This is a genomic window from Streptomyces sp. NPDC038213, from assembly GCF_055600495.1.
Map to the genome: position 1 here is coordinate 48,654 of NZ_JBVJYM010000040.1, position 8,781 is coordinate 57,434.

Sequence of the window (8,781 nt, forward strand, 5' to 3'; positions counted from 1 at the left end):
GGAGCCCCGGCCCCCGGCGGCCGCCGTACGGGAGTACGGAGCCCCCTGCGGTGGAGACCCGGATCCCCGGCAACCCCCACGCCACCCGCGACAAGGACGGAAACCCCATGACCCGCCCCGCCACCCTCGACGCCCACCAGGCGCACAGCCGCCTGCACGAACTGGTCGTGGTCGACGTCCGCACCCCCGGCGAGTTCGCCACCGGTCACCTCCCCGGCGCCCTCAACGTCCCCCTCGACCGGCTCGGCCGCGCACTGCCCGACATCCGCAGGGCCGCCGACCGCGGCGGCGTCCTCGTCGTCTGCGCCTCCGGCACCCGCTCCGCGAACGCCTGCCGGATCCTGGCCGGGGCGGGCATCACCACCGCCACCCTCACCGGCGGCACCGCGGCCTGGGCCGAAGCCGGCCACGCCCTCCACCGCCCCGAAGCGTCCGCCCGTCCCACCCGCGCCGCCTGGGCCATGGAGCGCCAGGTCCGCTTCACCGCCGGCGCGGTCGTCCTCGCCGGGCTGGCCCTCGGCCGCCGGCACGCGGCATTCCGCCTCGCCTCCGCGGGCATCGCCGGCGGCCTGGTCTTCTCCGCCCTGACCGACACCTGCGGGATGGCGGCCCTCCTGGCCCGGCTCCCCCACAACCGCCCCCGGAGCGGCGAGCTCGAAGCCGCCCTCGAAGCCCTGCGGGGCCACTGACCCCTCCCTCCGCCGCATACCCCCTGGGGTACAGTGGCCAGGACCGAGCACAGCCCCGGGAGGCACCGGTGAAAGTCGACGACGAGGCCGTCAACGCAGTACTCAACCGCCTGCGCCGCGCCCAGGGGCAGCTCGCGGGCGTCATCGCCATGATCGAGGCCGGGCGCGACTGCAAGGACGTCGTGACCCAGCTCGCCGCGGTGTCCCGGGCCCTGGACCGCGCCGGCTTCAAGATCGTCGCCAGCGGTATGCGCCAGTGCATGGCGGGCGCCGAAGAGGGCCAGGCTCCCATGACCGAGGAGGAGCTCGAAAAGCTCTTCCTCACCCTCGCCTGACCCGCGGCCCCGGGCCGGACCAGGCCCGGCCCCCGGCGAACCGGGGCCGGGCCGCCGTGTTCACTGCCCCGCCGCCACTCCCCCCACCGGTACGGAGTGCCGGAGCACCTCCCGCACCTGGTCCGTGATCGCGAGGGTGTTCCGCTCGAACTCGGCGCCCGTCAGGGCGGCCGGATCGGCGGGCAGGCCGGTCAGGACGGGTGTGTGCAGGTGGCCGCCGGGTATCGCACGGCCGAGTTCCAGCCGGAGCCGGTTGGAGCGGTACGCGACCTCGTTGGAGAGGTAGCCGCCGCCCCCGCCCGCGACGGCCCGGGAACCGGGCGTCGGCCCGTCCGCCCGGTCCACCGGCTGGAGCGCGCCCGCCGGGATCTCCGTGACGGCGGTGTTGAGCCGTACCGGGAACGGCGTCTGCACGGCCGCCATCGAGGCGTCGGGCAGGGTGGACGCGATGAACTCCGCGCCCCGGCCGAGCCCCGGCGCGGTCACCGGGCTCTGCCGGGTGCCGCCGGACAGCGCGGCCGCGTTGTCGGGGTAGGGGTCGGCGGACCGGTTGCGCCCGGCCCAGGCCTCCACGGTGAACAGCCCCGGATAGCCCTGGCTGATGCTCGTGATCGCGTGCGCGGCCCGCGGGCCGGCGGCGAGCCGCGGGGTGTACGCGCGCTCCACGATCCCGGCGTCGAAGTCGGCGTACCGCACCGGCAGGACCACCGCGCGGACCTCGGCGACCGTACCGTCGGCCATGGTCAGGCGGCGGCCGTTGAGCTGGAGCACGGCGGAGCCGGACGGATTGCCGCGGCGCAGCTCGGCGTCCAGCCCGAACGGGTCGAACCCGCTCACGAACACCCGCCGTACGCCCGGAGTCCCGCGGAACTCGTTGGCGGCGAGCCCTCGGGAGGCGTCCTCGAACCGGGCCCGCAGCGCGGCCCGGTCCACGGCGAACTCCGGCTGCCAGCGCGCGATGCGGACCGTCATGGCCAGCCGCGCCCAGTACAGCGGCCGGTCGTCGGCGGCGGCGAGGTCCCCGCCGGGCCGGCGCCCCTGCGACCGGTCCACGGCGGCCTGCCACAGGCCGGCGCCCCAGGCGTCGAGCAGCCGCTCCGCCTCGGCCCGGCTGCGCGCCGTGCACAGCGCCGCGGGGAAGCGGCGTACGAACTCCCCGAAGCCGGCCCGCTTCGGGAACGCCACGGCGCGCGGATCGTCCAGCCGGGCCTGCTCCCGGTCCAGGACCGCACCGGCGTCGGTCCGGCAGGCGGACTCCGGGGCGGCCTGCGCCGGCAGGGGGGTCAGGAGGGCGCCCACGGCGCCGAAAACGGTGGCGGCCAGGGCCGCTCGGCTTAAGAACTTCATGCCATGTCACATTAGACAGCAGGATCCCACCCCCACGACCCCGGAACCGGCCCCCTCACCCGCCCTGTTCAGGCCGCGCGGCTGCACGTACCCGGCTGCGGGCACGCCCAGCGGGGTACGGAACCGCCGACCGGGCCCGGGCGTCGAAGGGCCATGACCCAGAGAGCCGCGAAAGCCGTCCTCGTCCTCGCACTGTCCGCCGGCCTGCTCGCGGGCTGCGTCCCGGCCGACGAGGACCGCGCCGGCCCCGCCCGGACCTCGCCGCCCGTCCGCACGACACAGCCCGCCAAACCCGCACAGCCCGTCCGCACGATGCCCTTCGAGCTCTACACGCACTGCGGGATCGACGAGGCCCGGATCGGCTCCACGTACTTCGAGGCCGTGACCCCGCTCTCCGACGGCTCGGGCAACCCGCCCGACGGATGGGACAACCCCACCCAGCGCGGCACGATGACCCTGAAGTCCGATACGGAGGCCGTCTTCACCGACAACGCCGGACACGAGGTGCCCTTCCGCGCCCGCCCCGGCGCGAAGGCCTTCAAGCGCATCTGCTCCTAACGGGCTCGCGCACGGCAGGCCGCGAGGCTGCGCACCGCGATCCTCGGGCCGTGGTCGCGGAACACGGCCGCGCCGCCGGGTCGTGCAGGCAAGGGCAGCCACTGGCCGCGCGGACCCGCCTGGAGTTCCCCGAAGCCGGACCCAGGTTCTATAGGGGTGCTACGGTGATTCTATGGCGAATACGACGATCCAGGTGACGAAGCAGACCCGGGACCACCTCGCCGCCCTCGCGGAAGAGCGCGGGCTGTCCATCGGGCAGCTCGTCGACGCCCTCGCGGCCGCCGAGCCCACCGCCGCGCAGCGGGCCGAGCAGGTCGCAGCCTCCCGGGCGCACGCCCGGGAGGTGATCGGGGTGGAGATCAGCGATGAGGAGTTCGCCTCGCTGGACGTGCTGGGGAACCTGCGGCGGATCGCGGCGGAGAAGCTCCTCGCCCTGCCCGGCCGGGGCGCCGCGTGATCATCCTCGACACCGGCGCCGTCACCGCGCTCGCCTCGGGGCACAAGGCGCTGAACGCGCTCGCGGTGAACGTGACCGCCAGCGGCGACCGGCTCCTGGTCCCGGCCCTGTGCCTGGCCCAGGCCGAAGCCGCCCAGGCCGGCGCAGCACGTGCCGTCCTCGGGTACCCGTGCACCGACGTCGAAACACTGGGGCAGATCGACGCACCCGCGGTCGGCAGCATGTTCCGCGACGGCTACGGCGGCATGGACACCTGCCACGCCCTCTACACCGCCCTGCGCCGCACCGGCACCGCCGGCATGCCGATCCTCCTCACCGAGGACGAACACCGCTACCCGCCCGGCGTCCTGGCCATCGGCATCGACACCCCCGGCATGCTCGGCTTCCACTGAACCCCCGGATCCCCGCTCGGCCCGCCGAGCGCGCGCCGCACCACGACGTATCTACTCCCCGAGGACGGCGCGCCCGTCCCGCCCACCACTGAAGAGGCCGTGGAGGCGGCCCGAGCGGCACTTGCGCAAGCGCATCCGCGGCCGGGGCGCCGAGGCGGCCCGGCTGGACGGGGCACGGGAGCGGCTGGCGGGGCTGCGGAACGGGGAGGCGGAAGCGTGCGCCCGGCGGAGGGACCGGGCGCACGTCCTGCCCCGGTCAAGTGCGGTAGCGGTACAGGATTCGGCCTCTAGTCAGGTCGTAGGTGCTGACTTCTACGAGCACCCGGTCGAAGGGGAGGATCCTGATGCGGTTCTTGCGGATCTTCCCGCTGATGTGCGCGAGCACGTGATGGCCGTTCTTGAGCTCCACCGTGAAGGTGGCGTTGCGCAGGCATTCGAGGACGGTGCCCTCGACTTCCAGGCCGCTTGCTGTTCTCGGCAATGTCCTTCGTCTCTCCGTCTGTTCGTCTCGTCCGGGGAATCTGTATCCCTGTTCCTGGGCGGGTCGCGGCGTACGGTGAGCAGTCCGATCCGGGCCCGGCGCGGGATCGGCGCCACCCGGGTCAGGCCGACGTACTCGCCGTCCCGGACCGCCACCGAGTAGTTCGCGGGGTCCCCCGGGACCGTCCCGGCCGGGAGGTGCACGACCTCGACCGGCATGGTCCCCCAGCCGGCCTCGTGTCGCCTTTCAGGAGCGCCTGGTTGGCGGGGCGCTCCGGCGACGTCTGGTCAGTCGCAGTCCACCGTGAAGAGCAGGGGGAGCACCCACCTCGATACAGCCTTCATGGGTGTCACCTCCTCGCGTCCTGTCACGGTGATCCCCACGCTAGCAACCGGCTGAGCCCCCTCCAACCGGTTTTCCGGGCACCGGATTTCTAGCGGTCCCGAGGCCTCACGGTGTACGGCGGAGCCTGCGCCTCGGGGGTGCGGCGGCCGGTCGGGGCGGGGCGGCGGGCGGCAGGACGAAGCCGACCTCCGCGCCGCCGCCCGGGGCGTCGGCGGCGAACACGGTCCCGTGGTCGGCCGTGATGATGTCGTGCACGATGGCCAGGCCCAGCCCCGAGCCGGGGATGGCCTGGGTCCGCGGGCCGCGGTGGAAGCGGTCGAAGACGGCGTCGTGCTCGCCGGGCGCGATGCCGGGGCCCCGGTCGCGCACGGCGAGCCGGCCGCCGGCGACGTGCACGGTGACCTCGGTGCCGTCGGGGCTGAACTTCACCGCGTTGCCGAGGAGGTTGTCGATGCACCGCTGGAGGGCGCGGGGCCGGGCCCGGACGGATACGGGCGGCCCGTCGGTGGTGACGGTGATCGTGCGCCCGGTCCTGGTCCGGTGGCGGTGCGCGGTGTCCTCGGCCAGGGCCGCGAGGTCCACTTCGGCCGGGTCCTCCTGCGTGTGGCGGTCGGTGGCGAGCTCGACGAGTTCGCGCACGAGGTCGTCGAGGGCCGCCGTCTCGGTGACCAGGGTGGTCAGGATCTGCTCCTCGTCCTCGGGCGCAAGCCTCCCGCGGGCCCGCTGCATGAGTTCGGCGCAGCCGCGCACGGAGGTCAGCGGGGTGCGCAGTTCGTGGCCGGCGTCCTGGACCAGTTGCTGCTGCTGTGCGCGCGAGCGGCGCAGTGCCGTGAGCATGGATTCGAAGCTGCGGGTCAGCTGGCCGATCTCGTCGGACCCGGCGGGCGGCAAGCCGGTGGAGAGGTCCCGGGTGGCGGTGATGCGTCCGGTGGCAGTGGCCAGCTCGCGCACCGGGCGCAGGATCCGGCCCAGCACCCACCAGCTCAGCAGCGCGGACAGGGCGACGGCTGCCGCCGTGGTCCAGGAGATCCGCCACAGGAAGGCGTCGTCGACGCGGGCGGCGTCGACGTAGCTCTGTCCGGCCGTGACCGCCCCGCCGCCGGGCAGCGGCCGGGTCAGGGTGCCGTACTCGGTTCCGGAGACGACGACGTCCGCGCGGTGCTCGCCGCGGCCGGTGCGGGCCACCTGCAGGGCTTCGGGGGTGACGGGGAGTTCCGGGGCGCCGGGGGTGAGCGGGCGCACGGTCCCGGACGGGGACAGCACCTGCTCGGTCATGCCGTCGCGGGGCGGCGGGGTCAGGCCGGCGGCGAGGAGCGTACGGACCGTGTTGGTCCGGTCCTCCAGGCCGCGTTCCAGCTCGTCGGCGACCAGGGTGCTGACGCCCCGGTACGACATGAGGGCCGCCAGGGCCATCGCGAGTACGGTGGCCGCGACGGCGACGGCCGTGACCTTGGTGCGGAGCATCAGGCGGCCCGGACGGTGTAGCCGACGCTGCGCACGGTGTGGATCAGCCGGGGCTCCCCGCCCTCTTCGGTCTTCTGGCGGAGGTAGCCGATGTAGACGTCGAGGGAGCGCGAGGTGGTGTCGAAGTCGTAGCCCCAGATCTGCTCGTACATCCGGGAGCGGGTGAGTACCGTGCCGGGGTGGCACAGCAGCAGTTCGAGGACGTCGAACTCGGTCTTCGTCAGGTCCAGTTGCCGCTGTCCGCGGAAGGCCAGGCGGGCTTCCGGGTCGAGGGTGAGGTCCGCGACCGCGAGTACCGCGCCGTCCCGGGGCGGGTCGGTGCGCCGCAGGAGGGCCCGGATGCGGGCGAAGAGCTCCTCGGTGGCGAACGGCTTGGCGAGGTAGTCGTCGGCGCCCGCGTCCAGTCCCGCGACCCGGTCGCCGACCTCGTGCCGGGCCGTCAGGACCAGGACGGGCGTACGGTCGCCCCGCCTGCGCAGCATCCGGCACAGGCCGAGCCCGTCGAGATGCGGCAGGCCCACGTCCACGACCGCCAGGTCGGGCCGCTCCGCTTCGAGGGCGCCGAGCGCTTCGAGGCCGTCGGCGGCCAGCAGCACCCGGTACCCCTCGAAGCGCAGCAGCTGGTCCAAGGTGCTGCGCACTCCCGGATCGTCCTCGACGACCAGCACCGTCCGGCGGTTCTCCGCTCCGTCTGTCATGTGATCATCTTTGTCGGTGGCGGGCGTGGTCACGGCACCGGCCCCTCAGTCGGCGACGGGCACGGCCGCGGGAAGCGGCGCCGCGGCCCGTACGGGGGTGACGGCGATCGGCGGCAGCGTGCGCAGGCAGGACGTGTCGCCGGGACCGCCGGTGCGCAGGAAGCGGGTGGTCACCCCGGTGACGCAGCCACTCTGCTCCCACTCGGGGACGTGCCCGGTGTTGCGTACCGAGAAGAAGCGGCTGTCGCGGAACTGCCGGGCGGCGCGCACCCCGTTGGCGTCGGGCGTGTTGGCGTCGAGGTCGCCGGACAGGACGAGGACCGGGACGTCGGGCAGTGCGGGCCGGGTGGGCTGCGGGTCGGGGGTGTGCTCGCGCGGCCAGCCGATGCACACGTCCCCGCCGTCGGTGGGTCCCTCGGTGAACCCCTTGGCGCTGAAGGCCCCGTGTCCTCCGGGGGCGGCGGCCGCGAGGGCCGCCCGGTACTGCCGCCACCGCTCGGCCAGCGGTGCGTCCTTCGACCAGGCCTTGCGGTAGTCGTTGCACACGACCGCGATGTACGGGGCCTGGTCCTCGCGGCTTCCCGAGGCGGCGTCCTCCTTGACGAGGGTGCGCAGGGGTGCGGTGTCGCCCCGGGCGAAGCGGTCGAGGGCGCGGGGCAGGCGTCCGAGCAGGGAGGGGCGGTCGGGTTCCATTCCGACCTCGCGGCTGGCCGCCTCGAAGAGGAGGTGGGCGAGTTTGGCCTCGTCGAAGCGCACCTTGTAGGTGGCGTGGTCGGTGGCGACGGATACGTTCATCGGCGCGGTCCGCAGCCGCGCGGCGGCGGTCGCGAGGTCCTTGACGGCCTTCGTCCCGTCGCAGGCGGTCGGGACGCTGCGTGCGCACACCCGCCGCAGCGCCGCGCTGACCGCCCGGGCGCTGGGCCGCACCAGCGGGTCGAAGGCGAGGGGGTAGGCCCCCGACAGGACGATGGAGCGTACCCGGTCGGGGTGGCGGGCGGCGTAGACCGGCATCAGGTAGGTGCCGTACGAGAGCCCGTACAGGGAGAGCTGAGGCACGCCGAGCCGGGCGCGGACGGCGTCGATGTCGTCGGCGGTGGCTGCGGTGGTGTACGCGGCTGCCTTGGGCCCGAGGTTGCGGGCGCAGCGCTCGACGGCGGCGCGCTGCCGGGCGCGCGTGCCGAAGCGGTATTCGGCGTCGGTGACCCCGCAGGGGAGCCGTTCGGAGCGGCCGGTGCCGCGGGGGTCGACGAGCAGCAGGTCGTGGTCTGCGAGCAGGCCGTGCAGGACGGGGGCGAACAGGGCCGCCCGGTCGATCGCGACCTCGCCGGGACCGCCCGGGTTCACGGCCACGGTGCCCTTGGCGGGGCCGGCCCCGGTGTGCCGTACGACCGCGTAGCTCACCTTGATCGTGCCGAGCCCGGGCTTGCCCGCGACCAGCGGGCGGGCGACCGAGCCGCAGTCGACCCGGTGCCCCGCCACGCTCGGACACCACTTCGGGGACGCGGCGGCCACCGCTGCCACGGGGGCGGGCGGCGGGGTGCCGGGAACCGCGGCTGCCGCCGTCGGCAGTGCGGCGGCCAGCATCGCCATCAGGCCCACGGCCGTGGCGGCCCGCCGGGCCGTGTTCCCCCTCGCGTTCTTCGCCGTGGCCGTGTTCGCCTCGGCACGTGCCGGCGCCTGCGGCTCCTGCTGCGGCTGTTCCTGCGTCTGCGTCATGCCCGCTCCCTCGTGTTCCGTATCCGTCCCGGGTGTGTTCCGCGCTCACGCGCTCCGGGTGTTCCGCGCTTCGTTCGCGGTGTGAACACGACAATGCCGGGCCTGTTTCACAGCCGTGGCAGGACAACGGCAAAGGCGCGTAAGAATCCGGGAGTGGTAGGGCCTGAACGCAGAAAAGCCCCGCACCAGAAGGTGCGGGGCTTCCCCACAATGATTGTTCGGCGGCGTCCTACTCTCCCACAGGGTCCCCCCTGCAGTACCATCGGCGCTGAAAGGCTTAGCTTCCGGGTTCGAAATGT

Annotated in this window: 10 protein-coding genes and 1 rRNA gene; 5 read left to right on the forward strand and 6 right to left on the reverse strand. The window is 74.3% G+C overall.

The window, feature by feature from the left end; all coding sequences use genetic code 11:
- Positions 1-107: 107 nt before the first annotated feature.
- Together ACZ7JZ_RS33145 and ACZ7JZ_RS33150 are read left to right on the forward strand one after the other, a co-directional pair.
- Positions 108-689, forward strand: coding sequence for a rhodanese-like domain-containing protein (locus ACZ7JZ_RS33145; protein ID WP_470946122.1), 582 nt, complete (start codon positions 108-110; stop codon positions 687-689).
- Positions 690-757: 68 nt separating this feature from the next.
- Complete coding sequence (locus ACZ7JZ_RS33150; RefSeq protein ID WP_470946095.1) at positions 758-1,024, forward strand: metal-sensitive transcriptional regulator; 267 nt, start codon at positions 758-760, stop codon at positions 1,022-1,024.
- A gap of 60 nt (positions 1,025-1,084) precedes the next feature.
- On the opposite strand, the gene ACZ7JZ_RS33155 is transcribed toward ACZ7JZ_RS33150, so the two are convergent.
- On the reverse strand, positions 1,085-2,371 hold the full coding sequence (locus tag ACZ7JZ_RS33155) for a pyroglutamyl peptidase (RefSeq protein WP_470946098.1): 1,287 nt from the start codon (positions 2,369-2,371) through the stop codon (positions 1,085-1,087).
- A 153-nt stretch (positions 2,372-2,524) separates the two neighbouring features.
- Between ACZ7JZ_RS33155 and ACZ7JZ_RS33160 the strand changes: the two genes are divergently transcribed.
- The 3 genes from ACZ7JZ_RS33160 to ACZ7JZ_RS33170 all read left to right on the forward strand — a co-directional run bounded on the left by ACZ7JZ_RS33160 (position 2,525) and on the right by ACZ7JZ_RS33170 (position 3,778).
- Positions 2,525-2,929: a hypothetical protein gene (locus tag ACZ7JZ_RS33160; protein WP_470946100.1), complete on the forward strand. Its 405-nt coding sequence runs from the start codon at positions 2,525-2,527 to the stop codon at positions 2,927-2,929.
- Positions 2,930-3,101: 172 nt separating this feature from the next.
- Positions 3,102-3,386, forward strand: coding sequence for a hypothetical protein (locus ACZ7JZ_RS33165; RefSeq protein WP_470946102.1), 285 nt, complete (start codon positions 3,102-3,104; stop codon positions 3,384-3,386).
- Complete coding sequence (locus ACZ7JZ_RS33170; RefSeq protein WP_470946104.1) at positions 3,383-3,778, forward strand: hypothetical protein; 396 nt, start codon at positions 3,383-3,385, stop codon at positions 3,776-3,778. The genes ACZ7JZ_RS33165 and ACZ7JZ_RS33170 overlap by 4 nt, the downstream gene beginning before the upstream one ends.
- Before the next feature lie 256 nt (positions 3,779-4,034).
- Here the strand turns inward: ACZ7JZ_RS33170 and infA are convergent, their stop codons facing one another.
- From infA to rrf, 5 genes are all read right to left on the reverse strand, one after another.
- On the reverse strand, positions 4,035-4,259 hold the full coding sequence (gene infA / locus ACZ7JZ_RS33175; RefSeq protein ID WP_470946105.1) for a translation initiation factor IF-1: 225 nt from the start codon (positions 4,257-4,259) through the stop codon (positions 4,035-4,037).
- A 450-nt stretch (positions 4,260-4,709) separates the two neighbouring features.
- Entirely contained in the window at positions 4,710-6,068 is a 1,359-nt protein-coding gene (locus ACZ7JZ_RS33180) for a HAMP domain-containing sensor histidine kinase (RefSeq protein ID WP_470946108.1), read from the reverse strand.
- A complete protein-coding gene (locus ACZ7JZ_RS33185) occupies positions 6,068-6,766 on the reverse strand; it encodes a response regulator transcription factor (RefSeq protein ID WP_470946111.1) in 699 nt (232 codons plus the stop codon). The genes ACZ7JZ_RS33180 and ACZ7JZ_RS33185 overlap by 1 nt, the downstream gene beginning before the upstream one ends.
- Before the next feature lie 45 nt (positions 6,767-6,811).
- Entirely contained in the window at positions 6,812-8,482 is a 1,671-nt protein-coding gene (locus ACZ7JZ_RS33190) for an alpha/beta fold hydrolase (protein ID WP_470946113.1), read from the reverse strand.
- 216 nt (positions 8,483-8,698) lie between these two features.
- A 5S ribosomal RNA gene (gene rrf / locus ACZ7JZ_RS33195) occupies positions 8,699-8,781 on the reverse strand; the annotation flags it as partial.

Bases quoted from the DNA above. Each gene is read 5' to 3' on its own strand.
- ACZ7JZ_RS33160 (WP_470946100.1), top strand. From the start codon at position 2,525: ATGACCCAGAGAGCCGCGAAAGCCGTCCTCGTCCTCGCACTGTCCGCC.
- ACZ7JZ_RS33185 (WP_470946111.1), bottom strand. From the start codon at position 6,766: ATGACAGACGGAGCGGAGAACCGCCGGACGGTGCTGGTCGTCGAGGAC.
- ACZ7JZ_RS33180 (WP_470946108.1), bottom strand. From the start codon at position 6,068: ATGCTCCGCACCAAGGTCACGGCCGTCGCCGTCGCGGCCACCGTACTC.
- ACZ7JZ_RS33155 (WP_470946098.1), bottom strand. From the start codon at position 2,371: ATGAAGTTCTTAAGCCGAGCGGCCCTGGCCGCCACCGTTTTCGGCGCC.
- ACZ7JZ_RS33190 (WP_470946113.1), bottom strand. From the start codon at position 8,482: ATGACGCAGACGCAGGAACAGCCGCAGCAGGAGCCGCAGGCGCCGGCA.
- ACZ7JZ_RS33165 (WP_470946102.1), top strand. From the start codon at position 3,102: ATGGCGAATACGACGATCCAGGTGACGAAGCAGACCCGGGACCACCTC.
- ACZ7JZ_RS33145 (WP_470946122.1), top strand. From the start codon at position 108: ATGACCCGCCCCGCCACCCTCGACGCCCACCAGGCGCACAGCCGCCTG.